This window comes from Nonomuraea sp. NPDC050478 (assembly GCF_044458265.1).
GTDB classification, from domain to species: Bacteria; Actinomycetota; Actinomycetes; order Streptosporangiales; family Streptosporangiaceae; genus Nonomuraea; species Nonomuraea ferruginea.
This window is the reverse complement of record NZ_JBITHT010000006.1, coordinates 408823-433339: the sequence shown is the minus strand read 5'-3', so window position 1 is coordinate 433339 and position 24517 is coordinate 408823. Positions and strand designations below refer to the sequence as shown.

Sequence of the window (24517 nt, the reverse complement as noted above, 5' to 3'; positions counted from 1 at the left end):
GTCGACTCGTGAAGATCCTGCACACCGCCGACTGGCACGTGGGCAAGGTGCTCAAGGGGCGCTCCCGCCTCGACGAGCACCGCGAGGTGCTGCGCGAGCTGGTCGCCACCGCCCGCGAGCGGGACGTCGACCTGGTGATCGTGGCCGGCGACCTGTTCGACACCTCCGCGCCCACCACCGAGGCCCAGCAGCTCGTGCTGCCGGCGCTGATGGCGCTGCGCGAGGGCGGCCGCGACGTCGTGGTGCTGGCGGGCAACCACGACAACCCGCAGCTGTTCGAGGTCTACCGGCCGCTGCTCGGCAAGTTGGGCCTGCACGTGGTGGGCGCGTTCCGCCGCCCCGACCAGGGCGGCACGCTCTCCTTCACCGCCCGCACCGGCGAGCCGGTCCGGCTCGCCGTGCTGCCCTTCCTGTCACACCGCTACGTGGTGCGTGCCGCTGAGGTGCTGGCCGGCACCGCCGCCGAGCACAACCGCGACTACGCCGCCCGCATCGCCGAGCTGATCGCCGCGCTCACCGCGGGTTTCGAGAACGACACGGTCAACCTGATCACCACCCACGGCACGCTCCCCGGCGGCCGGTTCGGCGGTGGCGAACGGGAGGCCCAGTCGATCTTCTCGTACTACTTCGAGCCCACCGCCTTCCCGCCGTCCACCCAGTACGCCGCGCTCGGCCACCTGCACCGCCGCCAGCAGCTGCCCGGCCCGTGTCCCATCTGGTACAGCGGCTCGCCCATCGCCGTCGACTTCGGCGAGGAGGGCAACCTGCCCGGCGCCCTGCTGGTGGACGTCGCGCCCGGCCGGCCCGCCGTCGTGGAGGAGGTCGTGTTCCGCTCGCCGCGCAGGCTGCGCACGGTGCGCGGCACGCTCGACCGGCTGGAGTCCCTGGAACAGGGCGACGACTGGCTCCGGGTGGTCGTCGAGGAGAAACCCCGCGTCGGCCTCGCCGACCAGGTGCGCGAACTGCTGCCTGGCGCGATCGACGTGACGCTGGACGAGCGCTTCCGCCCCGTCGCCGCCGTGCGGGAGTCGCGCTCGCCCGCCCGCAGCCCGCGCGAGCTGTTCCGCGAATACCTGACCGCGACCGGCCGCGCCGACGAACAGGTGGCCACGCTCTTCGACCGGCTGTACGACGAGGTGACCGGCTGATGCGCCCGCTGCTGCTGCGACTCGACCACTTCGGCAGCTTCCGCGACCCGGTGGACGTCGACTTCTCCGACGTCGACTACTTCGCGCTGACCGGGCCGACCGGGGCCGGCAAGAGCACGATCATCGACGCGCTCTGCTTCGCGCTCTACGGCACCGTCCCGCGCTGGGGCAGGGAGAACGTCATCGCCCACGCGCTGGCCCCGTCCGTCGCGGCGGGGAAGGTGGCGCTGCTGTTCGAGAGCGACGGCCGCCGCTACGGGGTGGTCCGCGCGCTCGTCCGCGACGGCAAGGGCACGGTCCGCACCAAAGAGGCGCGCATCGACGAGTTGGCCGGCGGGGTGCCGCTGGGCGAGGCGTGGGAGGCCGTGGTCAGGCCGCTCGCCGAGGGCGAGCACGTCACGGCCGAGGTGCAGCGGGTGACCGGGCTCGAATACCGCTTCTTCACCCAGTGCGTCGTGCTGCCGCAGGGGCGCTTCGCCGAGTTCCTGCACGCCGCGCCGCGCGAGCGGCAGGACCTGCTGGTGCAGCTGCTCGACGCCGACGTGTACGAGGCGATCAGGCAGCGGGCGGTGCGCGAGGAGGAGACGGCCAGGACCTCCGCCTCCCTGGCCCGCGACGAGCTGGGCAAGCTGTCGGGGGCGACGGCCGAGCTGGAGGAGCAGCTGGACGGGCGGCTCTCCGCGCTGCGGCGGCTGGCCGCGACCCTCGACGCCGACCTCGACCTGTTGCGTGCCCGCGAGTCCGAGATCCGCCGCGCCACCCGCGAGCGCGCCGCCGTGGCCGAGCGGCAGGCGGCCCTGGCCGCGCCGCGCATGCCCGACGGGGTGGCGACGCTCTCGTCGGCCCGGCGGGCCGCCGCGGAGGCGGTGACGTCCCTCCTCGACGAGGTCGCCACGCTGGAGGCAGACGAGCACGAGGCGGACGAGGCGCTGGCCGCGCTGGGCGGCCGGGAGCGTCCCCAGGCCGCGCTGACCGCGCTCGACTCCCGCGACCGGCTCACCGCCCAGATGGAGTCTGCCCGTGCCCAGGCCCGTTCCGCGGCGGAGTCCCTGGAGTCGCTGAGGTCCGCGCTCCAGGAAGCCGAAAGCGCCATGGCCGAGGCCGATCGGCGCCGCGACCGGCTGCGCGACGCCCACGCCGCCGCCGACCTGGCCTCCCGCCTCACCCCCGGCGACCCCTGCCCCGTCTGCCTCCGCCCCACCCCTGGAGAGAACACACCCCCGCGGCCGACCGCCCCGACGGGCTCCGCCGCCTCGGGAACCCCCGCCGCGACCACCGCCGGCGCGGAAGATCCCCGTACAGGGGGCCACGCCGATGCGGAGAGCCGCGCGGGTGCGGAGAGCCGCGCCGGTGCCGGGGGCCACGCCGGTGCCGGGGGCCACGCCGATGCGGGGGGCCACGCCGATGCGGGGGGCCACGCCGATGCGGGGGGCCACGCCGGTGCGGGGGGCCACGCCGGTGCGGGGAGCCACACCGGTGCGGGGAGCCGCGCCGGTGCCGGGGGCCACGCCGGTGCGGGGAGCCACGCGGGTGCGGGGAGCCGCGCGGGTGCGGCTGTGCATGCCCACGCGGGCGCCGGGGCGTCCCGGGTGGTGGTGCGGGCGCCTGGGGCCGCGGAGATCAGGGCGGCGGAGGGGGCGCTGGCCGCCGCGCGGAAGGAGGCCGAGCGGGCGCGAACCGCGTACGCGAAGGGTGAGACGTCGGCGGGGATGTACGCCACCCAGGTGACCAGGCTGGAGGCGGAGCTGGCCGCGCTGCCACCGGCCGTGGACCGGGCGGCGGTCGAGGGCAGGCTGGCCGCGATCGGCAAGGCGGAGGCGGTGGCCGCCGAGGCCCGCACCGCCGTCAGGGCCGCCCGCTCCCGGCTGCGGCAGGCGCAGACGGAGGCGGAGCGGGCCGACCGGCGGGCCGCCGACGCGTGGCGGACGCTGGAGACGGCCCGCGACCGGCTGCTCGCGCTCGGCTCGCACGACGACCCGCCGCCCCCGCTGGCCCGCGACGACCTGCACCGCGCCTGGACCGACCTGCTGGCCTGGCGCGACGAAGCCGCCCGCGCCGCCACCGCCGCGCTGGCCGAGCGCGACGAGGAGCTCGCCGCCGCCACCGCCGGCCTCTCCCGCGAACGCGCCAGGCTCGCCGAGCGCCTCCGGGAGCACGAGGTCCCGCTGCCCGGCGAAGGCACCCCCGAGCAGCTCGGCGCGGCCGTCGCCGGCGAGGTGGCCCGCGTCGAGTCCCGGCTGGAGCGGGTCAGGGAGGCCCGCGAACGCGCCGCCGAACTGGCCGAGGAGCTCGCCGCGAAGGAGCACGCCGCCAAGGTCGCGCACGAGCTGGCGCTGCGGCTGCGCGCGAACGCCTTCGAGCGCTGGCTGTGCGCCGAGGCCCTCGCCGTGCTCGTCACCACCGCCTCCGGCCTGCTGCGTGAGCTGTCCGACGGCCAGTACGAGCTCGCGCTGAGCGACCGTACCGAGATCGAGGTCATCGACCACGCCGAGGCCGGGATGCGGCGCAGCGCCCGCACGCTGTCCGGCGGCGAGACCTTCCAGGCGGCCCTCGCGCTGGCGCTGGCGCTGTCCGACGCGGTCGCGCGCGGCCTCGACTCGATCTTCCTCGACGAGGGGTTCGGCACGCTCGACCCGGCCACCCTCGACACGGTCGCCACCACCCTCGAACGGCTCGCCGCCGGGCAGGAGCGCATGGTCGGCGTCGTCACCCACGTCCCCGCGCTGGCCGAACGGGTGCCGGTGCGGTTCGAGGTCCGCCGCGACACCAAGGGCTCGCACGTGCGGAAGGTGGGGCCGTGACGGCGTTCTCCGTCGATCCCTGGGACCCCGGTTACGCGGCGGCGCTGGCCGCCGAGGCGTTCTCCGAGCTGGGCGCCACGAGCGCCGAGCTGGTGCTCGACATCGAGCGGCCGTCCGGCGACTGGAAGCCCGTCACCCCCGGCCCCGACGCCCGAGCCCCCGAGACGCTGCTGGTCGCCGACGGGGTGCGCCGGATCGACGCCCGGGTGTGGGTGGACGACCCCGACACGGCCATGCCGGTGCCGGGGATCGCGGCCTCGTACGCCGCCGGGATCGTCCGGTGCGGTCCCGACGGCGCCGACCTGGCGGACATCGAGGTGCACCGCGCGCTCATCAGCGCCTCCCCGTACACGCCCGAGGTGAAGACCGCGCACGCCACCTACCGCCCCGGCAGGGCGGCCGACTCGACGGCGGAGGAGCTGTCGCTGGCGCTGCAGCGGCAGGTCACCCAGCTGGAGGTGGAGCTGTCGGTCCGTCACCGCGGGATGGCCGACGACCTGCTGCTGGTCGACGGGCCGCTGCGCGGGCGCGGGCATCTGCCGCGCACGATCGGTTACATCAAGACCCACCACATCGCCTATCTGCCGCCCGCCCAGTCGGCGGTGGTGGCCTCGCTGGCGCCGGGCCAGCGCACGCCGGTGTTCCTCATGGGCACGAGCTGGCGGCGGCACGCCTGGTACGTGCGGCTGCCCGTGCACGCGGTCACCCCGTGGGCGGGCATCGTGCGCTGCGAGGCGAGCGCCGAGCTGGACCCCGCGGAGGCGGCGGCGCTGGCCGACGCGGTGACGCTGGCCCTGCCGCCGCTGGCCGGCGTCGACTACAAGGATCCGCGCGCCCCGCAGAACCTGGTGCCGATCGGCGGCCTGGAGAAGCTCCTGCGCCACCACCTGGGCGACTCCCGGCTGCTCTACCGGGCGCTGCGCACGGCCGCACGTAGTTGATCTTGGCGGAAATCGTCACTTTCCTGTCCTTGCCGCCATGACGGGCGGCCCTGGAGCATAAAAGACGTGCGCGTCGTCTTCGTCATCTTTCCCGGGTTCCAGATCCTGGATCTGACCGGGCCGCACGAGGTGTTCCACCAGGCCGGACCGTACGCGATCGAGACCGTCGCGGTGGCGGAGGGGCCGGTCCCCGCGTCGGGCGGGCTGGCCGTGGTGCCCACCGCGACCGTCGCCGGTTGCGACGGCGCCATCGACACGCTCGTCGTCGTGGGCGGGCGCGGCACGCCCGAGGCGTGCGCCGACGCGCGGCTGATCGGCTGGCTGCGGGAGGCGGCCGGGCGGTCCAGGCGGGTGGCGTCGGTGTGCACCGGGGCGTTCCTGCTGGCCGAGGCCGGGCTGCTGGACGGGCGGCGGGCCGTCACCCACTGGTCGTCGTGCGACCGGCTGGCCGCGCGGCACCCGTCCGTCGTCGTCGATCCGGACGCGCTGTTCGTCCAGGACGGCAACGTGTGGACCTCGGCGGGCGTGACCGCCGGGATCGACCTGGCGCTGGCACTCGTCGAGGACGACCTCGGGGCGGACGAGACGCGGCGGATCGCCCGCCACCTGGTGATGTTCGTCCAGCGGCCCGGCGGGCAGGCCCAGTTCTCCGCCCAGCTCGAAGCGCGGCGGCCGGCCCGCGAGCCGCTGCGTGATCTGCTGGCCTGGATCACCGCCTCCCCCGACCAGGACCTCACCGTGCCCGCGCTGGCCCGCCGGGCGGACATGAGCGAGCGCAACTTCACCCGCGTCTTCACCGCCGAGACCGGCCGCACGCCCGCCGCCTTCGTCGAGTCCGTGCGGCTGGAGGCGGCCCGCCGCCTGCTGGAGACCACCGACGACACGCTCGACGCCGTCGCCAGGGCCTGCGGGTTCGGCACGGTCGAGACCCTGCACCGTTGTTTCCGGCGGAGCCTGCGGGTCACCCCGGGGCAGTACCGCCGCCACTTCCGCATGACGAGGAGCCACTGATGCGCATCGGGATCTTGCTGTTCGAGGGCGTCGAGGAGCTGGACGCCGTCGGCCCGTGGGAGGTGCTGGCCTCCTGGGCCGCCGCCCACCCGGACGAGGCCGAGGTGGTCGCCTTCGCCCGCGAGGCCGGTCCGGTCCGCGCCGCCAAGGGTCTGGGGCTGGTCGCCGAGCACGGCATGGCCGACGTCGGGCCGCTGGACGTGCTGCTGCACCCGGGCGGGCGCGGCACCCGGCCGCTGCTCAAGGACGAGGAGCACCTGGCCTGGCTCCGCGACCGGCGCGCCACCGTGCCGCTGCTGACGAGCGTGTGCACGGGGTCGCTGGCGTACGCGGCCGCGGGCCTGCTCGCCGGCCGCCCCGCCACCACCCACTGGTCGGCCATCGGCACCCTCACCGAGCTGGACCCGACGATCGAGGTACGGCCCGGCTACCGGTTCGTGGACGACGGCGACACCATCACCGCCGCTGGAGTGTCGGCGGGCATCGACATGGCGCTGCACCTGGTGGCCCGGCTGGCCGGCACCGAGCGCGCCAAGGAGACCCGCCACTACATCCAGTACGACCCGGCCCCGCCGGTCTAGGGGACGCGGCCGACGACGCCGAGCACGCCGCCCTTGACCAGGCCAGGCCACGGGTACGGGTCGTCGTTGTTGCGCCACTTCTGGGCCGGCACCACACCCGGAGGGAGGATCTCCAGACCCTCGAAGAGGGCGAGCAGGTCCTCCCTGCCGCGCCAGGCGAGGCCGCCCGAGGTGCTGCGCTGGTAGACGCCGCGGACCCCGTCGACCTTCGAGGCCTCGCTCTCTCCGGGCTCGATGTAGCCGTGCGAGACCACCAGATAGCTGCCGGACACCAGAGGCTGCCTGAGGGCCGCCACGATCTTGGCCACCTGGTCGTCGTCGTGGAAGAAGTGGAAGACGGCCGCCACGACCACGGCCACGGGCCGGGAGAAGTCCAGATGCTCTTCGGCGGCGGCCAGGATGGCGTCGGGCTCGGCCAGGTCGCCCTGGACGATGATCGTCTCGGCGTTGTCGGCCAGCAGGGCGCGGGCGTGGGCGAGCACGATCGGGTCGTTGTCCACGTACACGATCTTCGAGTCCGCGGCGACCCGCTGCGCGACCTGGTGGACGTTGTCCTGCGTCGGCAGGCCCGTCCCGATGTCCAGGAACTGCCGGATGCCGGACTGGGCCAGGTGCCGCACGCTCCGGATGAGGAATCCCCTGTTGGCCAGGGCCACCTCGCGGATGTCGGAACCGGTCTGGCGGGCGAGCTCGATGACTTGCTCCGCGGCCTCCCGGTCGGCGGGGAAGTTGTCCTTGCCGCCCAGGTAGTAGTCGTACATGCGGGCCACACTGGGCACGTTGGGGTCAATCTGCCCCGGAAGCTGCGCCATGTCCTCGCCTTCCACGTAGCCTCTGCCGCAAATGTAGTGCTTTTTCGTGACGAACGGATCTTTATCCTCTAGAAAGAGGTGATCCGGCTGGGCGGTATGGGCCAAGGGCTGATGCGGGCGATACTTTGGTCCGATGCGGCGGGCCCGCCGGGGGTGCCAGCGTTGCCCGCATGGGGTTCATCGGAGTCATTCTCATGATCCAGGGGTTCGGCGGGTTCGTGGCCCGCCAGTTCTTCGACCGCGACTTCGGGCTGCTGCATCTCTGGCTCGACGGCGCGACGCTGACGGTGGTGAGCGTCGCGCTGGGCGTGCTCGGCCTGGTGCTCGCCCTGGCCAGTCTCCGAGACAGGTCGTGACGGGAGCGGCCGAGGTGACCGGCTGGCTCGCGTCCAGGGCCGTCCCGCTCGACGGGCTCGACCCGCGCGGGCCGGTCGCCGGCCTGGAGCCGCTGCGACAGGTCCTCGACGGTGTCAGGGTGGTGGGGCTGGGGGAGGCGACCCACGGCACGCGGGAGTTCTTCCTGCTCAAGCACCGGCTGCTGCGGTTCCTCGTGGAGGAGCTGGGGTTCACCGTGCTGGCGATGGAGGCCAGCGTGTCGGCGTCCGAGGCCCTGGACGCCTACGTCCTGGGCGGGGCGGGGGAGCCGGAGCGGCTGCTGGCCGACCTCGGGTTCTGGACGTGGCGGACGCGGGAGATGCTGGCCGTGGTGGAGTGGATGCGCGAGCACAACCGCACCGCCGAGCCGAAGGTGCGCTTCGCCGGGATCGACCCGCAGTTCCCCGCAGCGTCGCTGCGGTGGCTCCGCGCTCACCTGGGTGAGCGGGCCGGCGAGCTGCTCGGGCCGCTGGCGGTGCTGGGGGAGACGCGCCTGGGAGTGGGGGAGCCGCTCGACCCGGCGATCGAGGCGGCCGCCCGCAGGCTGGCCGACGAGGTGGGCGCCGGCGGGCCGGAGGAGGCGCACGCCAGGACCGTGCGGCAGTTCGCGACACTGGTCACGCGGCCGATGCGCGACGCCGACGGGGCGCGCACCGCCGGGGCGGCCCGCGACCAGTTCATGGCCGACAACGTCGACCGGCTGCTGGAGGACCCGGCCGCGAAGGTCGCCGTCTGGGCGCACAACGGTCACGTGGCCGCCGGCCACTACGCGCGCCTCGGTGCTCCGGTCATGGGAGATCATCTGCGTCAGCGTCACGGCGCCGGTTACTACGCGCTCGGCCTGCTGTTCGGACAGGGTGAGTTCCGGGCCAGGCGGCTCCGGTTCGGCAGGCCCGACGTGCGGCGGCCGCCGGTGCGCCACCGGGTGCCCGCCGCCGGCAGGCCCGACGTGGCCGAATCCCTGCTGGCCGCCGCCTGCCCCCGCGATCACGTCGTCGACCTGCGCCTCGGGCCCAGGCCCGAGGCGGTGACCCGGTGGCTGGGCGAGCAGCAGTACGTGCGCGGTTACGGCGCCACGGCCGGGCGCTTCTCGTACAAGCTGACCTTCACCCCGGCCGTGCTCGGCGCCGCCTTCGACGGGCTCGCCTACATCGCGCACGGCACCTGTTCGACCCCGCTGTAAGGGTTGTCACAGCGGGGGCCGGGGGCCGATGGCGCCCAGGCGGTCGGCGTAGCGGCCGAGGCCGAGTGCCATCGACTCGACGGGCCGGTCCGCGCGCCGCACCGGCACGCCCATGGCGGCGCGCAGGCGTCTGGCCAGGCCGCGCAGCAGCGCGCCGCCGCCGGTCAGCACCGCCCCGTGCGCGGCGACGTCGGCGGCGAGCTCGGCGGGGCAGCGCTCCAGGGCCGTCGCCGCCGCGCGGGCGATGGCGTCGGCCGGCGCCCGGGTGACCTCGTACAACTGCTGGACGGGCAGCCACGCGACCCGCTCGCGCCGCGACTCCGGGTCGAGGCCGCGGACGAGCACGTGCCGGTCCAGCGGTTTCCAGGACGGGCCCGCGCGGAGCTTGGCCGCCTCCGCCTCCGCCTCGCCGACCAGCAGCCCGTGCTCACGGGCGACCAGGGCGGCGATCGCCGCGTTCACGGCGTCGCCGCCGGCGTGGACGGTCCCGGCGGCGACGACGGCGCCGCAGGCGAGGATCGCGATCCTGGTCAGGTGAGGGCCGATGTCGACGATCATGCGCCCGGCCGGCTCCGTCACCGGCAGCCCGGCGCCGAGCGCCACCGCGACGGCGTGCTCGACGAGGTACACCCGCCTGGCGTCCGCCTCGTAGGCCAGGTCGCGCACGGCCGAGCTCAGGATGGGCGGGGCGCCGTCGGGCAGCGCCATCACCAGCCGCGGCCGGGCGTACGGGTGTCCGTGCACCTTGCTCAGGAAGTGCTTGACCAGCCGCCCGGCGAGCTCGCCGCCTTCGCGCACCGGCCAGCGGGCGATCCCGTCGTCGTGCCGTACCGCTCGCGTGCCCGCCCCGCCGGCGGCCGAGCACGCCGCGTACGCGTCCGCGCCGAAGAGCGTGCGGCCCGTGGCCGCGCAGGCCGCCGCCATCGACGGCTCGTTGAGCACGACGCCCAGGCCGGGGGCGTAGATCTGGGTGGTGGCCGTGCCGAGATCGATCGCGAGATCCCGGCCGAGGAACGCGAGCGGGCTCACCGCCGCGGCTCCGGGGGGTAGAGCTGCATGTCCGTGGTGTTTCCTGGATCGGGTCAAGGCAACACCAAGTCGCCGGCGCGCGTCCCGCCGATGATCCCGGTTATGCGCTGTCAAGGCCTGCGTGCGAAGCTGGAGGCTGTACGCACATCAGGAGGCCCTCATGGCGGAAACCCCGGAGCCGGAAGTCGACGAGACTCCCGAGGACGAGATGAAGCGCAAGTTCCGTGAGGCACTGGAGCGCAAGCGCGGCCAGCAGGCGGGATCTGGCGGCGGTGGTAGGGGAGCCGACCACTCCAAGATCCACGGAACTCACGGCCCGGCTGCCGGCAAGCGGTCCTTCAGGCGCAAGAGCGGCGGCTGAATCTGGGTGTTCAAGGGGGTACGGCATGCCGTACCCCCTTTTTCTAGGTAGATCTTCGCCCGAATCATGGGCTTACCTTTGCGTTTGTCCGATTTGCTCGCTAGATTGGTCGGCGTTACCAGGCAGTGACCTTGGCTCTTCACCAGGAAGAGGCGGCTGCCTGGCGCCGAATCCCGCTCCCCCGCGGGAACCGGGGACCCACCTTCTGGGGTGAATCCGGCCCATGCGGCCGGTAGGGCATCTCCACGTCCGAACCCGTCAGCTAACCCGGTAGGCGAGATGGAGAGGACGTTTTCCTGTGATGAATCACCGCGCCCGTCCCCCCTACCGCGGGATGTCATCGGCCGCCGATTGAGCGGCACCATTTCCTGATCTTCCTTTCGCGCTCCCACCGTAGCGTCCGTACGGCTTGATGCCCGGCTACGTCGTTCCGCGAGCGCATCTTTGCTGTTGCCTCACAAAGGACTTCTGTTTTTCATGTCTGTTCGTTTCAGCATGCGTTCCATCGCCGCGATCGTCGCCGCCGCCGGCACGCTGGCGCTCGGCTCCGGCGCCGCCGCTCACGCCGACACCGACAAGGGCACGGAGAAGATCCTGCTCAAGGGCGAGACCACGGCCTCCTACTTCTGGGACGACGGCTCCGGCCGCGCGGGTGACACCGGTCTGCCGGCCAGCGGCAAGCCCATGCAGAAAGGCATGGCCGCCAGCCCCAGCTGGCCGCTGCTGACCGAGGGCTACGTCGTCTACAAGGGCAAGAAGGCGCCGTTCTTCGTCGGCGACCGCGGCCCGGGCGTCCCGTCCAGCAAGGGCATCATGCTCGACCTGGACGGCAAGACCTTCGCCGACCTGACCGGCGGGACGTTCAACCCGCGCACGCTCATGGTGGACGGCAACGGCGGCAAGGGCCACATCGAGGTCGAGTACGTCATCACCAAGTGGGGTGACGGCCTGGGCCTGAAGAACCACCCGGTCGCCTTCTCCGAGGGCGCCTACAAGCGCATGGACCGCAACCCGGCCGCCCCGCCGGTCCTGGCCGGGGACAAGGCGGACGACAAGGCGGACGACAAGGACGAGAAGAAGGCCGTCGCCGGCCAGTCCGGCAGCAACAAGGCCGAGCCCGTGAAGACCAGCCCCGTGAAGGCCGACCCGGTGAACCTCGTGAAGGCCCCGGCCGAGCCGCAGCCCGCCGCCGGCGGCGCCGAGGCGGCCGCGGCCACCGAGCGGAGCAACGTGGCGGGAGCCGCCGTGGCCGGCGGCGTGATCCTCGTCGGCGGCGGCCTGGTGCTGGGCCGCGAGCGCATCCGCAAGCTCGTGCGCCGCTGACCTTTGCGTCACCACGATTAGAATGTCATTCTAGGGCCGTGACCTCGACCGCATCGGCTCATGGAATCGACATCGCGTACGAGAGCTTCGGCTCTCCCGACGGGCGCCCGCTCCTCCTGATCATGGGGCTGGGCGCCCAGCTCATTCACTGGGACGACGAGCTGTGCGAGCAGCTCGCCGAGCAGGGGCACCATGTCGTCAGGTTCGACAACCGCGACGCCGGGCTGTCCACCCACCTCCACGAGGCGGGCGCGCCCGCACCGGGCAAGCCGGCGCCCTACCTGCTGGACGACATGGCCGCGGACACCGCCGGGCTGATGGACGCCCTCGGCTGGCCGGCCGCGCACGTGATGGGCGCCTCGATGGGCGGCATGATCGCCCAGTCGCTCGCCATCCGGCACCCCGAGCGGGTGCTCACCCTCATCTCGATCATGTCGACCCCCGGTGGCGCGGTCGCCCCGCCGAGCGAGACCGCCCGATCGGTCCTGTTCGCCAAGCCGGTGACCACCCGGGAGGAGGCCATGACCCAGGCGCTGGCGACCTGGTCGGTCATCGGCTCCCCGGGGTACGAGCTCGACCGCGAGCGTGTCCAGCGGCTGGCCGGGCAGGCGTTCGACCGTGGCCACGACCCGGCGGGGTTCGCCCGGCAGCTCGCCGCCATCATGGCGTCGCCCGACCGGACCGAGGCCCTCACCCGGCTCAACGTCCCGGCACTGGTCGTCCACGGGGCCGACGACCAGCTCATCCCGCTCTCCGGCGGGCAGGCCACGGCGGCGGCCATCCCGGGCGCCGAGCTCAAGGTCTTCCCCGGCATGGGGCACGACCTCCCGCGGGCACTCTGGCCGGAACTCGTCGAGGCCGTCACCAAGCTCACCGCCGGTCACGCGGGCCCGGCCCGCTGATCCCGGGACCGTTGGAAGGGGCGCACCTCGCGAGGCGCCGGGAGGCTGCCGCTCGCGAGATGCGCCCCGGCGGCGGCACGCGCTCGCCGCGCCCGGACGCGTGCCGCCGGGTTCCCGGGGGAGGGGTCAGACCTCCAGCTTCTCCTCGATGCCCTTGAGATGGTGCCTGGCCAGGGCCAGGTTGGCCCGGCCGCGGTCCAGGGCCAGATAGAGGAACAGGCCCTTGCCGCCGCGCCCGGAGATCGGCCGGATGATGTGGTACTGGCCGCCGAGCGTGATGAGGATGTCCTCGATGGCGTCGTTGAGCCCGAGCGAGTCCATCGTCCGGAGCTTCGCCTTGACGACCTCGGTGTTGCCGGCCGCGGCGACCTGGAGGTCCAGGTCCTTGGACCCGCCCAGGGCGCCGAGCGCCATGCCGCTGCCGTGGTCCACGATGGCGGCGCCGATCGAGCCGTCGATCGCCATCATCTCCTTGAGAGAGATGTCCATGCTGGCCATGCTTTCCTCCGATCAGGAATGGTCACTTCTTGCCTGCTGCCACCGCCGCCACCGCGGCGGCGGTCTTGCGCCCCTCCAGCCGGAGCAGCCCGAGGTTGGCGCCGGGCTCAGCCAGGACTGTGAGGACGACAGTGGGGCCGGCGGCGTAGAACGCGGCGTGGCCCGCGCTGCCGGAGACGAGCGTCTCCTCCAGGTCGCCCCGCCCGGCCAGGATCATCATGCGCCGGCTCATCGCGAGCAGCGCCGCGGCCAGCGCGGACACGTGCTCGCTGCTGTCCTCCGCCAGGTCGCAGGCGATCGTCAGCCCGTCGATGGTGGAGGCCACGCTCCCTTTGACGTCGGCCGTCCGTTCGCGCAGGAGAACCATCTCCTTGAGCACCTCTTGACGCAGTTCCACAGATGGCCTCCTCCTGCGTGAGGGGAACCTCACGACAGCTCCTCCAACGCCTTCCTGAGCCGCAGCAGCAGCTCGATGTCCGTGGGATCCCCGGTGACGACCGGGCCGAGCGGGCCGCCGGCGGTGGCGTCCGCCCTGTGCCGGGCGACGTCGAGCCGCTTGACCCGCCTGGGCAGCGGCTCCGTCTCCTCGGCCGCGACGATCAGGCCCGCCGCCGCCAGCCTGCGCACCGCCAGCAGGACCGCGTAACCGGACCGGCCCAGCCGCTTGGCCAGCTCCAGGGGAGTGGCCTCGCCGTCGGCCCCGATCGCCACCTCCCACTGCACGTCGCTGAGCGTCACGCTCTGCCCGGGCATCCGCGGCGCGGCGCGTACGGGGGAGGTGTCCAGGTCGGCCCGCGGCCACGTCTCGGCGAGCCGCGCCCGGCGGCGCGCGCACTCGCGCACCAGGCCGGGCACGTCGAAGTACCAGCGCCCACCGAGCCAGTGCCCCTCGCCGGGCCGGAACTTCGGCCGCGCGCCGGTCACCGGCAGCAGGAAGAACGCCGCGTCCAGCACCGCGCCGAGCACGCAGTACTGCAGCTCGCCGAGCGTGACCCGGCCTTCCTCCAGCAGGCGCTCGGTGCCGCCGTCGGCCTGCAGCCTGCGCAGCGCCGACTCCGGCACGCGGCCACCGGCCGCGAGCAGCCGCTCCGCGCCGGGCACCTGCGCGCAGGTCATGTACGTGATGCGCCCGTCGTCGAGGTAGACGGTGCCGGCGCGGCCCACCCGCAGCGCACCGGTGGCCCGTTCCTTGGCGAGGCCGGCCAGGAGCGTGTCCAGCGACGGCATCGGTCACGCCAGCAGCTGCTCGGAGATGGCGCGCAGCCGGTGGCGGGCCAGCGCGATGTTCGACCGCTCCATGTCGAGGCGCACGTAGATCACCAGCGGCCCCTCGAACAGGGTGTCCATCAGCCTGATCAGGTGGTGTCCCTGGTCGGTGCTGATCAGCAGGTCGCCGATGCGCACGGTGTCGCCGGGACAGGCCCGCGAGAGCCCGTCCATGCTGGCCCGCAGCATCTCGGTCAGGGCCGCGGCCGCCTTGTCGGCGTCCACGCCGCGGGGTTGCCCGCTGAAGGACACGGCCATGCCGCTCGTGTGATCCACGAGCATCGCGTCGAGCGCTCCCGGTATGGCCATGACTTCGGTCAGGCAGCTGTCGAGTGCGAGCACGGTGGCCTCCCTCGCCGTCATGCGGACGCGGACAGCTTAGGGATGCCAGAAGAGACGGAAATGAACGGCGATAACGTGAGCCGTACCGAGATGAAGTTGTCTACGGCTGAGGCGAAGAAAAACCCTACTGAGAGGGATAATCCCGCGATTTATGAGGAAATGACAAAGGCCTCAGGGAAGGTTATTCGCATTCGGTTCCGTCGCCTCGTCCGGAAGGAGCGCCTTCTCGTCGGGCTTGAAGACCAGCACGTTGGCCACGTACGACCTGACCGCCGCGGCCAGTCCCACATCGCTCCCGGCCGCCTCCGACAGGTACCACCGGTGGTCGAGGATCTCGTGGAACAGTTGCGGCGCCTCCAGCTTGCCGCGCAGCCCGGCCGGGATGGCCGCGATCGTCGGCTGGAACACCTCGGCCAGCCAGCGGTGCGCCACGATCGCCTCGTCCTCGTGCCGCAGCCCCACGGCGACCCGGAACCCGTCGAGGTCGTTGAGCAGCCGCCTGGCCTGGTTCTCCTCCGCGTCCAGGCCGGTCAGCCGCAGCAGGCGGCGCTGGTGGTGCCCGGAGTCGACCACCTTGGGCCGGACGATCAGCCGGCCGGTGCCGACCTTGCGCCGCACCATCATCTCGGCCACGTCGAACCCGAGCAGGTTCAGCCGCCGGATCCGCTGCTCCACCCGGTGCCAGTCGACCTCCTCGATGATCTCGTCCTGGGTCAGCTCGGCCCACAGCCGGTGGTAGCGGCTGACGATGTCCTCGGCGGTGTCCATGGGGTCGATCGACGGATGGAGCAGGCCGCCGGCCTCCAGGTCGAGCATCTCCCCGAAGATGTTCAGGTGCGCGGCGTCGATGTCGCCGAGCCGCTGCCCGTCGCTGAGCATCGGGTGCATCTCGCCGGTCTCGGCGTCGACCAGGTAGGCGGCGAACGCCCCCGCGTCGCGCCTGAACAGCGTGTTCGACAGCGAGCAGTCGCCCCAGTAGAACCCGGTGAGATGCAGCCGCACCAGCAGCACGACCAGCGCGTCCATCAGCCGGGTCAGCGTGTCGGGACGCAGCGTCCCGGACATCACGGCCCGGTACGGGAGCGAGAACTGCAGGTGCCGGGTGATCAGTGCCGCGTCCAGCCCCTCCTCGCGGCCGGTGACGTAGGCGACCGGCTCCACGGCGGGCGCGTCCAGCCTGGCCAGGTCCCACAGGAGCTGGTATTCGCGCCTGGCGTATCGCTCGCTGATTTCCTTGATCGCGTAGACCTTGCCGCCCAGCCGGGCGAACCGCACGACGTGCCGCGAGATGCCGCGCGGCAGGTCGACGAGGTGGTGCTGGGGCCACTCCGCGAGCGGCAGCTCCCAGGGGAGCCGGATCAGGTCGGGATCGCCTAACGCGCCGGTGATCTGAAGGGGCATCCGCCAAGGATATGGTGCATCGGTGGACGAGTTTCTCAGGTGGTACTTTTCCCGGCGTCCGGTCCTGGCGAGCACCTTGGGCGCCGAGGGCTACGACCACACGCTCGGCGACTTCTCCGCCGCCGCGTTCGCCGAGCGCGAGCGCGAGGAGGCCTGGTGGCTGGCGCGGCTGGAGGCCGGCGACACGGGCGACCCGATCGACCGCGACCTCGTGATCTCCCAGCTCCGCGGCGCGGTCGCGCTGGCGGAGTGGCCCGACTGGCGGCGCGACCCGGCCGTCTACCTGTCGGCCGTCTTCACGGCCCTGTTCACGCCGTTCCAGCACCGGCTCAGGCCGGAGCCCGAGCTGGTGGCCGCCGCGATCTCCCGGCTGGCCGAGGTGCCCGGCGTGCTGGCCGCCTGCCGGGCCAACCTCGACCCCGAGCTGGCCGCGCCGCTGATCGTGCGGCGCGGGCTCGGCCAGGCGCGCACCGGGCGCGCCTTCCTCACCGAGACCGTCCCCGGCATGGTCGGCGACCCGGACCTGCGGGCCCGGCTCGCCGAGGCCGCCGAGCCGGCCGCCGCCGCGTTCGACGAACTGGTCGCGTTCCTGGACGGCTTCCGGTGCGGCGGCACCTGGCGGATGGGCGAGCGGCTCTACTCGCGCCTGCTGCGCGAGCGGGAACTGCTCGGGTACGGCGCCGCCGAGCTGCACGAGAAGGGCCGGGCCGCCTGGGACGAGCTCGACGGGCGGATGCGCGAGGTCACGGTACGGGTGAGCGGCTCGCCCGACTGGCGGGCCGCCATGGAGACGCTCATGGACGACCACCCCGGCACACTGGAGGGGATGCGGGCCGAGTACGAGGCCGAGACCCTGCGGGCCAGGGAGTTCGTCCGCGAGCGGGACCTGGTGACGTTCCCCGAGAGCGAGGAGTGCCTGGTGCTGCCGTCGGCGGTCTACAGCCGGCCCGTCGTGGCGGTGGCCCACTACCTGGCGCCGCCGCCGCTCAGCAGCTCGCGCACCGGCGTGTTCTTCGTGCCGTACACCCCCGACCACTTCACGCCCGAGCAGGTGCGGCAGCGGCTGCGCACCAACAGCCGGGCGCAGATGCCGTCGATCGCGGTCCACGAGGCCTACCCCGGCCACCACTGGCACCTGGCGACCCTGGCCGCCAACCCGCACCCGGCGCGCAAGGTGTTCCGCACCCCGTACTTCACCGAGGGCTGGGGTCTGTACGTGGAGAAGCTCCTGCACGAGCAGGGCTACTTCGGCACGCCCGCCACCGAGCTGGCCCACCTGGACTTCCGGATCTTCCGGGCGGCCCGCATCGTCGTGGACACCGCGCTGCACTGCGGGGACATGACGACCGAGGAGGCCGAGACGTTCATGGCGACCAAGGCGTCGCTGTCGCCCGGCACCGCGCAGGGCGAGGTCAGCCGCTACTGCGCCTGGCCCACCCAGGCGCCCTCGTACCTCACCGGCGCCATCGAGATCGAGCGGATCCGCGCGTCGTACACCGGCTCGCTGAAGTCCTTCCACGACCGGATCGCCGGCTCCGGCGGGCTGCCGACCGGGCTCGCCGAGCGGGCGCTCAACGGCGGGGGAACTCCGGAGGGTTGAGCGCGCGCTCGACCACGGCGGCGAGCTGCGCGTCGGTGAGCACGGCCGGCTCGCCCACGCCCAGCGCGCGCACGTACACCTCGCACAGCCACTCCAGCAGCCGGGTGGCCTCGAACGCCTCCTCCAGCGTGGCGCCGATGGTCACCCCGCCGTGGTTGGCCATCAGCGCCGCCCGCTTGCCCTCCAGCGCCGCCCGCACGCTCGCGGCCAGCTCGTCGGTGCCGTACGTGGCGTACTCGGCGACCTTGACCACCCCGCCCAGCATCAGCGCGTTGTAGTGGATCGGCGGCAGCTCGGTCTTCGTGGTGGCCACGACCGCGCCGAACACCGAGTGGGTGTGGACCACCGCGCGCGCGTCGGTGGTGCGGTAGATCGCCAGGTGCATCGGCGTCTCCGAGGACGGCTGCGCGTCACCTTCCAGGAGGTGGCCGTCGAGGTCCACGACCGGGCACGACTCCGGGGTCAGCCGGTCGAGCGCCACCCCGGAGGGGGTCACCGACACCCGGTCGCCCTCGCGCACGCTCAGGTTGCCCGACGTCCCGATGACCAGGCCCAGCTCGACGGCGCGCCTGCCGTACGCGCACAACTGCTCGCGGAGGCTCATGGCGGCAATGTAGTCGGTCGTCCGAAATGCGGCAACGAATCAGAGCCCGTCGAGGTGCTGGAGCAGGAGTCGTTCCAGGTCGACCCGGCGCAGCCGGTCCGGATAGAGCAGCAGGTGCAGGCTCAGGCCGTCGACCAGGGCGAGCAGGTGCTCCGCAACGTCGTCGAGGTTCTGCCCGGTGGTCAGCTCGCCCGCCGCGCTCGCCTGGCCGAGCAGGTCGCGCACGGCGGCGCGCAGCTCGGCCGCCTCCGACCGCTGCACCTCGGCCAGCCGCTCGGAGGCCAGGCTGCGGCTCCAGAAGCTCACCTCCAGGCGGGTCTCCTGGGTGCGCTCGGCGTCGAGCGGCAGGTTGTCCAGGAGCAGCTCGCGCAGCGCGGCCAGCCCCGAGACGCCCTCGACCTTGCGGGCCAGCCGGTCGCGGATGCGCTCATGGGACTGGCTCAGCGCCGACAGCAGGATCTCGTCCTTGTCGGTGAAGTAGTGGGCCAGGACACCGTTGGAGTAGCCGGCCTCCTTGGCGATGGCGCGGGTGGTGGCGGCGTCGATGCCGTCTCTGACGATCACCCGGCGGGCGGCTGACAGCACCTCGCGCCTGCGCTCGTCGTGGTCCACGATCTTCGGCATCGGCATGCCCCCTTCCGTGTTCGCTCCAGCATATTGACTTTTTAGTCGGACGTCTGTCTATTTAAACCATGACCGTCGTCACCGTCGGCGTGCACATCGTCGACATCCTCGCCAGGCCCGTCTCGCACATCCCCGACGGGCAGGACACCGTGCTCGTCGACGAGATCCGGCTCACCGCCGCGGGCTCCGCCGCCGGCACCGCCGTCGACCTGGTCAAGCTGGGCAACGAGGTCGTCACCATGGGCGCCGCCGGCGACGACGAGCTCGGCGACTTCCTCGTCGCGGTGCTGGCCAAGCACGGCGTGGACGTCTCCCGGCTGGTCCGCCGGGCGGGGGAGCGCACCGCCGCCTCGATCCTGCCGATCCGGCCGGACGGCGGGCGCCCCAGCTTCCACGTCCCCGGCGCGAACCTCGGCGTCACGCCCGCCGACCTCGACACCGATCTGCTGCGCCGGGCGCGGGCGATCCACCTGGGCGGTGTGGACGTCACCTTCGCACTCGCCGACCCCGCCTTCTTCGCGCTGCTCGACGAGGTCAGGGCCGCCGGCACGGTGGTCACCATGGACCTGCTGTCGGAGATGCCGGACCTGCTCGGCCTGGCGCGGGCGTTCCTGCCGCACGTCGACTACGTGCTGCCGAACGAGAGCCAGGCCCGGCTGATGGCGGGCGCCGACGACGTGCGGGAGGCCGCCGGGGCGCTGCTGGCCGAGGGGCCGCGCGGCGTGCTCGTCACGCTGGGCGAGGCGGGCAGCCTCGTGGTGACCGGCGCGGGCGCCGAACGGGTCCCGGCCGTCAAGACGGAGGTGGCCGACACCACCGGCTGCGGCGACGCGTACTGCGCCGGGTTCGTCACCGGCCTGCTGCACGGCGAGGACGTGCCCACCGCCGCCCGCTGGGGCACCGCCGCCGCCTCCCTGGTGGCCACCGGGCTCGGCTCCGACGCCGGGCTCACGGACCTCGACGCCGTGCTGGCCCTCCTCGACTGACCACCCCTTAGGAGTCTCCGATGACAGACGCCGAACTCCGCGCGCGGGCCGCCAAGGTCGTCCCCGGCGGCATGTACGGGCACCTCAACGCGGCCATCTTCGCCCCCGGCTACCCGCAGTTCTTCGAGCGGGCCGAAGGCTGCCGGCAGTGGGACGCGGACGGGCGCGCGTACATCGACTTCATGTGCAGCTGGGGGCCGGTCGTGCTGGGCCACCGCCACCCCCGGGTGGAGGAGGCCGCCGCCCGGCAGGCCGCTCTCGGCGACTGTCTCAACGGCCCCGGCCCGATCATGGTGGAGCTGGCCGAGCTGCTGGTCGACACGATCCCGAGCGCCGACTGGGCGATGTTCTCCAAGAACGGCACCGACGCCACCACCCAGGCGCTCATGGTCGCCCGCGCCGCCACCGGCCGCACCAAGGTGCTCCGCGCGCACGGCGCCTACCACGGGGCCGACCCGTGGTGCACGCCCTCCACCGCCGGCACCACCCCGAACGAGCGGGCCGACCTGGTCGAGTTCGACTACAACTCCCTGGAGTCGCTGGAGGCCGCCGCCGCGAGCGCGGGCGACGACGTGGCGGCGATCATCGTGACGCCGTTCAAGCACGACTCATTCGAGGACCAGGCCCTGGTCGAGCCCGCCTTCGCGCGGGGCGCGCGGGCGCTGGCCGACCGGCTCGGCGCGGCGCTGGTGATCGACGACGTGCGCGCCGGGTTCCGGATCGACCTGCGCGGGTCGTGGGAGCGGTACGGGGTGCGGCCGGATCTGACGGCCTGGTCCAAGGCCATGGCCAACGGCTACCCGATCGCCGCCCTCACCGGCGTCGACGCGCTGCGGGGCGCGGCCCAGACGCTCTACACGACCGGGTCGTTCTGGTTCTCCGCGGTCGCCATGGCGGCGGCCAAGGCGACCATCGAGACCCTGCGCGACACCGACGGCATCGCGGCGATGGAGCGCGCCGGCACCCAGCTCAGGGAGGGCCTGTACGCGCAGGCCAAGGCGCACGGCTTCGTGGTGAACCAGACCGGCCCGGTGACGATCCCGTGGCTCAGCTTCGACGGCGACGCGGACCTGTCGGTCGCCCTGCACTGGAGCGACGCCTGCCTGCGGCACGGCGTCTACCTGCACCCCTGGCACAACTGGTTCATGTCGGCGGCCCACACGGAGCAGGACGTGGCCCTCGCGCTGGAGGGCACCGACCGGGCCTTCGCCGAGACCCGGTCGCACTTCGGCTGACCGGTCAGGAGCCGGCCCGCTCCGCCGACTCGGAGGCGGCCCAGGTGAAGACGCCCTTGGCCATGAGGGACGCCTCGCGGGCGGCGCGGGCGGCGAAGACGTCGGCGCGGACCCGGTGGACGCCCGGGTCGTCGGGAGCGGCGAGCGCGGCCATCTCGGCGAAGTGGCCGGCGAGCCGCTCGTCGCCGTCCGCGAGCGCCTTCACGGCGGCGTCCGCGAGCTTCCCGGCGCCGCCCGCCAGGTCCGCCACCGCCCGGGCGAGCACCGCGTCGGGAGCGGGCTTGAGGTTGGCCGGGTTGCCGTCGTACCAGCCGCCGTAGAGCCGCCAGAGGTTGCGCACCACGAACTCCGGCTCGTCGTAACGGGCCCGCAGGTAGGGCCGGTCGGCCAGGTGGCCGGGCGGCTGGACGGCGTGCACGATCTCGTCCAGCCGGGCGCCCGCGTTGAGCAGGCCGAGCGTCTGGGTGACCAGCGACTCCAGCCACTCGGCCGTCTCCAGCAGCGCCTGCCGGATGCGGTCGCGGCCGAAGATCGGGGCGCCGTGGCTGGGCAGCATGATCTCGGCGTCGAGCGCGGCCATCCGGCGCAGGGCGTGCACCCACTCGCGCGGGTAGCGCTGCGCCTTCTGCGGGTTGCCGCAGTTGGGGGTGACCCAGATGAACAGGTCGCCGGGGAGCAGCAGCCGGTGCTCGGGCACGTACGCGACCGTGGCGTCGTCGGTCTCACCCTTGGCGTGGAACAGGTCGAAGGTCAGCCCGCCGAGCCTGACGGTGAGCGCGTCCCGGTAGGTGACGTCGGGGTGGCGGTACTCCGAAGGCCACTGGAGGCTGGGGAGCTGGAACTGCCGCTGGTTGATCACCGCGTTGTAGCCGCTGGTCAGCAGGTAGCGCTGGAACCTCGGCACGACGGCCTCGTGCGCGTACACCGTCGCCCGGGGCCCGGACTCCTCGAACGGGCCGGTGCCGAAGACGTGGTCGATGTGGCCGTGCGAGTAGAACGCGGCCGTCAGCGGCGCCCGGGTCCATCCCCGCACGTCCTCGTACAGCTTGCCCGCCGAGAACGGGCTGCTGGTGTCCCAGAGCGCCAGGTGGCCCTCCGTCTCGAACGCGATCACGTTGCCGAATCCGGGCCACCACCCCAGGCCGTCGGCGACGGTCATCACACCCCTGCCGGACAACCCGGGATCCGCGATGCTGTCGCCGGTCTCCCCACGCCACACGCGGTCCGCGTACTCCTCCATCATGGTCCCACTCTGCTTCTAGAATTCGGTTCTAGGCAAGAGGGGCACGGCAAGGTCACGTCTCGATTCGATCGCGACCTCTTGGCGGGGCGGGGCTGAGCGCCGGGGTCGCTGAAGTGGGACACGAATCTTCAAACACGATGCGTAGTCGCTCGGTTACTGATATGAGTGGGGCATGCCCACACGCCTGCCCGTCATCCTGCTCGCCCTGCTCGTGGCCGGTTGCGGCGCCAGCCCGCCGCAGCTTGCCCACACGGAAGGCCAGCCGGCCACCACGCTCAACGGCAGCGGCGAGTTCACCGTCGCCGGCGCCTCCGCGATCGCCTATGACCGGAAGCTGGCGCCCGAAGGCGCCCAGGCCAGCGTCACCGCCGAGTCGTCCGGCGGCCAGACGATCACCTCTCTGGTGGTCGAGGGCTTCCGGCCGAGTCGTGGCTACGGCGCCCACCTGCACACGAAGCCGTGCGGGAAGACCGGCGCCGACGCGGGCCCGCACTACCAGCACCGGCCCGGCCCGGCCAGCGCCGACAACGAGATCTGGCTCGACCTCAAGACCGACGCCACCGGCGCCGGCCGGGCCACCGCCCGCCACCCGTGGGGCTTCGACCCGGCCACGCCGCCCCGCTCCCTGGTGCTGCACTCCAAGGAGACCACGGCGACCGGCCCCGACGCGGGCAACGCCGGTGACCGGATCGCCTGCCTGACGATCAGCTAGCCCCGCGCCGCCAGCGCGAAGGCGCCCCGCGCCAGCGCCAGGAACTCCTGGCCGGTCTTCCCGTCGTCGAACGGCGCGTCCGGATTGACGCCCATCAGGGTCACGGCGTACGTCCTGCCGTCGGTGGTACGGGCGCGGAAGCCCATGTCATACACCCCGGGCTCGGAGCCGCCCTTGAACCACACCGACCGCCACCGGTCCGGCGGCAGCCCGAGCCCCGCGTCGTTCGCCGACATGATCTCGTCCACCCGCTTGTCGCCCAGCCCGGAGAGCGCGGCGTGGGCGCGGCAGACGTCCTCCGGTGACACGAACCACTCGATCGTGTCGAGCTCGCGCGGGTGGGTCCACGGACGGATGTCCGAGAGCGGCACCTTCGCCACGACCTTCGCCAGATAGTCGCGCCTGTCCCGGGTGTTCATCGACAGGTAGCGCTCGGCCAGCTCCGGGTAGCGGGCGCCCTTGAGCACGAACAGCTCCCTCGTGGTCAGCAGCGGCGTGTTGCGCCGGTCGTGGCCCTTCGTCCAGGAACGCATGGTGCGCTCCACGGCCTCGCGTCCCGCCTTGCGGATGAGCAGGTCGGTGGCGGTGTTGTCGCTGATGGAGATCATCAGCCTGGCGGCCTCCAGCACGGTCACCCGGCTCCCGTCGGGGCGGTCCTGGAGCTGCCCGGTCGGCAGGCTCTTCACGTCCGCCGTGATCGTCAGCTCGGTGTCCCAGCCGTAGGCGCCCTTCTTGATCTGCCCGGCGACCGTGCCGAGCACGTACAGCTTGAACATCGAGCCGAGCGGGCGGCGCACGTCCGCCGCGACGCCGCGCACGGTGCGGCAGGCGCGGCCGTCGACCCGCGCCGCGACGAACCCGGCCCGCGGCGCGACGGCGCGCAGCCGCCGCTCCAGCTCCTTCCAGCTCTTCGGCGCGGGCTGCGGGGCGGGCGCCTCGGTGAGCCGCATCCCGTTGATCAACCCCGCGCCGTCGACCGACAACTCCAGCAGGAACCGCTTGCCGCCCGACTCCACGCCCGCCACGAGCGCGGCGGCGTGCGCCACGCTCACCGCCCGCAGGCTCAGGTCCGGGTACGCGGTCAGCACCGCGTCGAACTGCTCGGCCGGGACCGCCGCGAGGAACTCGGGGGCGATGCGCGTCCTCAGCTCGCTCTCCCCGACCGGCGCCCTGGTGGAGGCGTCCAGCACCCAGCGCAGCGCGTCCCCCAGAGGCGTGTCCGGGATCTCGACGGGCGGCGCCGTAGACGTGGCCGCAGGCGTCGCGGTCGCCGTCGCGGCGGTCCCCGGCGCGGTAGTGACCGCCGCGGCGGTGGCGACCGGTGCGGCGCACGCCGTCAGGCTGACGGCGCAGGCGGCCGCCAGGAGTGATACGCGCCTTCTCATGAAAGATCCTCCTCGCGTGGACGTGCCCCCAGCCAAGCCGGGCGCCGCCGCCGCGCCCACCGGGCAGGCCACCGTCCCGCGGGGTGGGGATGGCCGCACCGACTGTGCGGTCAACCTCATGGACGCAGGTCAGCTGCCTTTGTGACGATGAGGG

The 24517-nt window shown here is 73.2% G+C and carries 26 protein-coding genes and 1 riboswitch; of the genes, 15 read left to right on the top strand and 11 right to left on the bottom strand.

Translation table 11 applies throughout. The features are described from left to right. Nucleotides 1-8 precede the first annotated feature (8 nt). The 5 genes from ACIBF7_RS31140 to ACIBF7_RS31120 all read left to right on the top strand — a co-directional run bounded on the left by ACIBF7_RS31140 (nt 9) and on the right by ACIBF7_RS31120 (nt 6482). Nucleotides 9-1148, top strand: a complete 1140-nt coding sequence (locus tag ACIBF7_RS31140; RefSeq protein ID WP_397198759.1) for an exonuclease SbcCD subunit D — start codon at nt 9-11, stop codon at nt 1146-1148. Continuing rightward, nucleotides 1148-3949, top strand: a complete 2802-nt coding sequence (locus ACIBF7_RS31135) for an AAA family ATPase (protein WP_397198758.1) — start codon at nt 1148-1150, stop codon at nt 3947-3949. The genes ACIBF7_RS31140 and ACIBF7_RS31135 overlap by 1 nt, the downstream gene beginning before the upstream one ends. Then, the gene (locus ACIBF7_RS31130) at nt 3946-4890 is read left to right on the top strand and encodes a hypothetical protein (RefSeq protein WP_148029608.1); all 945 of its coding nucleotides are present in this window, start codon (nt 3946-3948) and stop codon (nt 4888-4890) included. The genes ACIBF7_RS31135 and ACIBF7_RS31130 overlap by 4 nt, the downstream gene beginning before the upstream one ends. 66 nt (nt 4891-4956) lie before the next feature. Continuing rightward, nucleotides 4957-5901, top strand: coding sequence for a GlxA family transcriptional regulator (locus tag ACIBF7_RS31125; protein ID WP_397198757.1), 945 nt, complete (start codon nt 4957-4959; stop codon nt 5899-5901). Continuing rightward, nucleotides 5901-6482 (top strand): DJ-1/PfpI family protein, encoded by a 582-nt coding sequence (locus ACIBF7_RS31120; RefSeq protein ID WP_271280428.1) that lies wholly within the window; start codon nt 5901-5903, stop codon nt 6480-6482. The genes ACIBF7_RS31125 and ACIBF7_RS31120 overlap by 1 nt, the downstream gene beginning before the upstream one ends. Here the strand turns inward: ACIBF7_RS31120 and ACIBF7_RS31115 are convergent. Beyond that, complete coding sequence (locus tag ACIBF7_RS31115) at nt 6479-7294, bottom strand: SAM-dependent methyltransferase (RefSeq protein WP_271280427.1); 816 nt, start codon at nt 7292-7294, stop codon at nt 6479-6481. The two genes, ACIBF7_RS31120 and ACIBF7_RS31115, sit on opposite strands and share 4 nt — an antisense overlap. A 170-nt stretch (nt 7295-7464) precedes the next feature. Here ACIBF7_RS31115 and ACIBF7_RS31110 point away from each other — a divergent pair, with 170 nt between their 5' ends. Beyond that, entirely contained in the window at nt 7465-7650 is a 186-nt protein-coding gene (locus tag ACIBF7_RS31110; RefSeq protein ID WP_222708829.1) for a hypothetical protein, read from the top strand. 14 nt (nt 7651-7664) lie between these two features. Next, complete coding sequence (locus ACIBF7_RS31105; RefSeq protein ID WP_397198756.1) at nt 7665-8852, top strand: erythromycin esterase family protein; 1188 nt, start codon at nt 7665-7667, stop codon at nt 8850-8852. Between the two features lie 6 nt (nt 8853-8858). Here ACIBF7_RS31105 and ACIBF7_RS31100 read toward each other — a convergent pair whose 3' ends face one another. Beyond that, nucleotides 8859-9881: a rod shape-determining protein gene (locus ACIBF7_RS31100; RefSeq protein WP_397198755.1), complete on the bottom strand. Its 1023-nt coding sequence runs from the start codon at nt 9879-9881 to the stop codon at nt 8859-8861. A 160-nt stretch (nt 9882-10041) separates the two neighbouring features. Between ACIBF7_RS31100 and ACIBF7_RS31095 the strand changes: the two genes are divergently transcribed. The 3 genes from ACIBF7_RS31095 to ACIBF7_RS31085 all read left to right on the top strand — a co-directional run bounded on the left by ACIBF7_RS31095 (nt 10042) and on the right by ACIBF7_RS31085 (nt 12467). Further along, entirely contained in the window at nt 10042-10242 is a 201-nt protein-coding gene (locus tag ACIBF7_RS31095; RefSeq protein WP_397198754.1) for a DUF5302 domain-containing protein, read from the top strand. Nucleotides 10243-10396: 154 nt separating this feature from the next. Beyond that, nucleotides 10397-10534: riboswitch (cyclic di-AMP (ydaO/yuaA leader) on the top strand. 185 nt (nt 10535-10719) lie between these two features. Then, nucleotides 10720-11565, top strand: coding sequence for a hypothetical protein (locus ACIBF7_RS31090; RefSeq protein ID WP_397198753.1), 846 nt, complete (start codon nt 10720-10722; stop codon nt 11563-11565). A gap of 38 nt (nt 11566-11603) precedes the next feature. Continuing rightward, nucleotides 11604-12467 (top strand): alpha/beta fold hydrolase, encoded by an 864-nt coding sequence (locus ACIBF7_RS31085; RefSeq protein ID WP_397198752.1) that lies wholly within the window; start codon nt 11604-11606, stop codon nt 12465-12467. A 126-nt stretch (nt 12468-12593) separates the two neighbouring features. Here ACIBF7_RS31085 and ACIBF7_RS31080 read toward each other — a convergent pair whose 3' ends face one another. The 5 genes from ACIBF7_RS31080 to ACIBF7_RS31060 form a co-directional block, all read right to left on the bottom strand. Beyond that, nucleotides 12594-12965, bottom strand: a complete 372-nt coding sequence (locus tag ACIBF7_RS31080; RefSeq protein WP_271277187.1) for a hypothetical protein — start codon at nt 12963-12965, stop codon at nt 12594-12596. Between the two features lie 22 nt (nt 12966-12987). Further along, nucleotides 12988-13362: a roadblock/LC7 domain-containing protein gene (locus tag ACIBF7_RS31075; protein WP_148029615.1), complete on the bottom strand. Its 375-nt coding sequence runs from the start codon at nt 13360-13362 to the stop codon at nt 12988-12990. Between the two features lie 29 nt (nt 13363-13391). Then, on the bottom strand, nt 13392-14192 hold the full coding sequence (locus ACIBF7_RS31070; RefSeq protein WP_397198751.1) for a hypothetical protein: 801 nt from the start codon (nt 14190-14192) through the stop codon (nt 13392-13394). A 3-nt stretch (nt 14193-14195) separates the two neighbouring features. Continuing rightward, nucleotides 14196-14573: a roadblock/LC7 domain-containing protein gene (locus ACIBF7_RS31065; RefSeq protein ID WP_271277185.1), complete on the bottom strand. Its 378-nt coding sequence runs from the start codon at nt 14571-14573 to the stop codon at nt 14196-14198. Nucleotides 14574-14744: 171 nt separating this feature from the next. Beyond that, on the bottom strand, nt 14745-15974 hold the full coding sequence (locus tag ACIBF7_RS31060) for a DUF4032 domain-containing protein (protein WP_397198750.1): 1230 nt from the start codon (nt 15972-15974) through the stop codon (nt 14745-14747). Nucleotides 15975-15996: 22 nt separating this feature from the next. Here ACIBF7_RS31060 and ACIBF7_RS31055 point away from each other — a divergent pair, with 22 nt between their 5' ends. Beyond that, the gene (locus tag ACIBF7_RS31055) at nt 15997-17574 is read left to right on the top strand and encodes a DUF885 domain-containing protein (RefSeq protein ID WP_397198749.1); all 1578 of its coding nucleotides are present in this window, start codon (nt 15997-15999) and stop codon (nt 17572-17574) included. On the opposite strand, the gene ACIBF7_RS31050 is transcribed toward ACIBF7_RS31055, so the two are convergent. Next, nucleotides 17546-18178: a class II aldolase/adducin family protein gene (locus tag ACIBF7_RS31050; RefSeq protein ID WP_397198748.1), complete on the bottom strand. Its 633-nt coding sequence runs from the start codon at nt 18176-18178 to the stop codon at nt 17546-17548. The two genes, ACIBF7_RS31055 and ACIBF7_RS31050, sit on opposite strands and share 29 nt — an antisense overlap. A gap of 39 nt (nt 18179-18217) precedes the next feature. Next, complete coding sequence (locus tag ACIBF7_RS31045; RefSeq protein WP_397198747.1) at nt 18218-18802, bottom strand: TetR/AcrR family transcriptional regulator; 585 nt, start codon at nt 18800-18802, stop codon at nt 18218-18220. Nucleotides 18803-18870: 68 nt separating this feature from the next. On the opposite strand from ACIBF7_RS31045, the gene ACIBF7_RS31040 reads away from it, so the two are divergent. Both ACIBF7_RS31040 and ACIBF7_RS31035 read left to right on the top strand, forming a co-directional pair. Further along, nucleotides 18871-19788, top strand: a complete 918-nt coding sequence (locus ACIBF7_RS31040) for a carbohydrate kinase family protein (RefSeq protein ID WP_364231218.1) — start codon at nt 18871-18873, stop codon at nt 19786-19788. A 20-nt stretch (nt 19789-19808) separates the two neighbouring features. Beyond that, the gene (locus ACIBF7_RS31035; protein WP_148029623.1) at nt 19809-21023 is read left to right on the top strand and encodes an aminotransferase class III-fold pyridoxal phosphate-dependent enzyme; all 1215 of its coding nucleotides are present in this window, start codon (nt 19809-19811) and stop codon (nt 21021-21023) included. 4 nt (nt 21024-21027) lie between these two features. Here the strand turns inward: ACIBF7_RS31035 and ACIBF7_RS31030 are convergent, their stop codons facing one another. Beyond that, nucleotides 21028-22266: an alkyl sulfatase dimerization domain-containing protein gene (locus tag ACIBF7_RS31030; protein ID WP_397198746.1), complete on the bottom strand. Its 1239-nt coding sequence runs from the start codon at nt 22264-22266 to the stop codon at nt 21028-21030. Nucleotides 22267-22438: 172 nt separating this feature from the next. Here ACIBF7_RS31030 and ACIBF7_RS31025 point away from each other — a divergent pair, with 172 nt between their 5' ends. Continuing rightward, complete coding sequence (locus tag ACIBF7_RS31025; RefSeq protein WP_364231223.1) at nt 22439-22978, top strand: hypothetical protein; 540 nt, start codon at nt 22439-22441, stop codon at nt 22976-22978. Here ACIBF7_RS31025 and ACIBF7_RS31020 read toward each other — a convergent pair. Beyond that, entirely contained in the window at nt 22975-24363 is a 1389-nt protein-coding gene (locus ACIBF7_RS31020) for a serine hydrolase (protein ID WP_397198745.1), read from the bottom strand. The two genes, ACIBF7_RS31025 and ACIBF7_RS31020, sit on opposite strands and share 4 nt — an antisense overlap. Nucleotides 24364-24379: 16 nt before the next feature. On the opposite strand from ACIBF7_RS31020, the gene ACIBF7_RS31015 reads away from it, so the two are divergent. Continuing rightward, on the top strand, nt 24380-24508 hold the full coding sequence (locus ACIBF7_RS31015; RefSeq protein WP_281429311.1) for a hypothetical protein: 129 nt from the start codon (nt 24380-24382) through the stop codon (nt 24506-24508). Nucleotides 24509-24517: the final 9 nt, after the last annotated feature.

Excerpts from the sequence above, each read along its gene's own strand:
- ACIBF7_RS31135 (WP_397198758.1), top strand. The coding sequence starts at position 1,148 with ATGCGCCCGCTGCTGCTGCGACTCGACCACTTCGGCAGCTTCCGCGAC.
- ACIBF7_RS31120 (WP_271280428.1), top strand. The coding sequence starts at position 5,901 with ATGCGCATCGGGATCTTGCTGTTCGAGGGCGTCGAGGAGCTGGACGCC.
- ACIBF7_RS31115 (WP_271280427.1), bottom strand. The coding sequence starts at position 7,294 with ATGGCGCAGCTTCCGGGGCAGATTGACCCCAACGTGCCCAGTGTGGCC.
- ACIBF7_RS31110 (WP_222708829.1), top strand. The coding sequence starts at position 7,465 with ATGGGGTTCATCGGAGTCATTCTCATGATCCAGGGGTTCGGCGGGTTC.
- ACIBF7_RS31095 (WP_397198754.1), top strand. The coding sequence starts at position 10,042 with ATGGCGGAAACCCCGGAGCCGGAAGTCGACGAGACTCCCGAGGACGAG.
- ACIBF7_RS31090 (WP_397198753.1), top strand. The coding sequence starts at position 10,720 with ATGTCTGTTCGTTTCAGCATGCGTTCCATCGCCGCGATCGTCGCCGCC.
- ACIBF7_RS31080 (WP_271277187.1), bottom strand. The coding sequence starts at position 12,965 with ATGGCCAGCATGGACATCTCTCTCAAGGAGATGATGGCGATCGACGGC.
- ACIBF7_RS31070 (WP_397198751.1), bottom strand. The coding sequence starts at position 14,192 with ATGCCGTCGCTGGACACGCTCCTGGCCGGCCTCGCCAAGGAACGGGCC.
- ACIBF7_RS31060 (WP_397198750.1), bottom strand. The coding sequence starts at position 15,974 with ATGCCCCTTCAGATCACCGGCGCGTTAGGCGATCCCGACCTGATCCGG.
- ACIBF7_RS31050 (WP_397198748.1), bottom strand. The coding sequence starts at position 18,178 with ATGAGCCTCCGCGAGCAGTTGTGCGCGTACGGCAGGCGCGCCGTCGAG.
- ACIBF7_RS31045 (WP_397198747.1), bottom strand. The coding sequence starts at position 18,802 with ATGCCGAAGATCGTGGACCACGACGAGCGCAGGCGCGAGGTGCTGTCA.
- ACIBF7_RS31040 (WP_364231218.1), top strand. The coding sequence starts at position 18,871 with ATGACCGTCGTCACCGTCGGCGTGCACATCGTCGACATCCTCGCCAGG.
- ACIBF7_RS31035 (WP_148029623.1), top strand. The coding sequence starts at position 19,809 with ATGACAGACGCCGAACTCCGCGCGCGGGCCGCCAAGGTCGTCCCCGGC.
- ACIBF7_RS31030 (WP_397198746.1), bottom strand. The coding sequence starts at position 22,266 with ATGATGGAGGAGTACGCGGACCGCGTGTGGCGTGGGGAGACCGGCGAC.
- ACIBF7_RS31025 (WP_364231223.1), top strand. The coding sequence starts at position 22,439 with ATGCCCACACGCCTGCCCGTCATCCTGCTCGCCCTGCTCGTGGCCGGT.
- ACIBF7_RS31020 (WP_397198745.1), bottom strand. The coding sequence starts at position 24,363 with ATGAGAAGGCGCGTATCACTCCTGGCGGCCGCCTGCGCCGTCAGCCTG.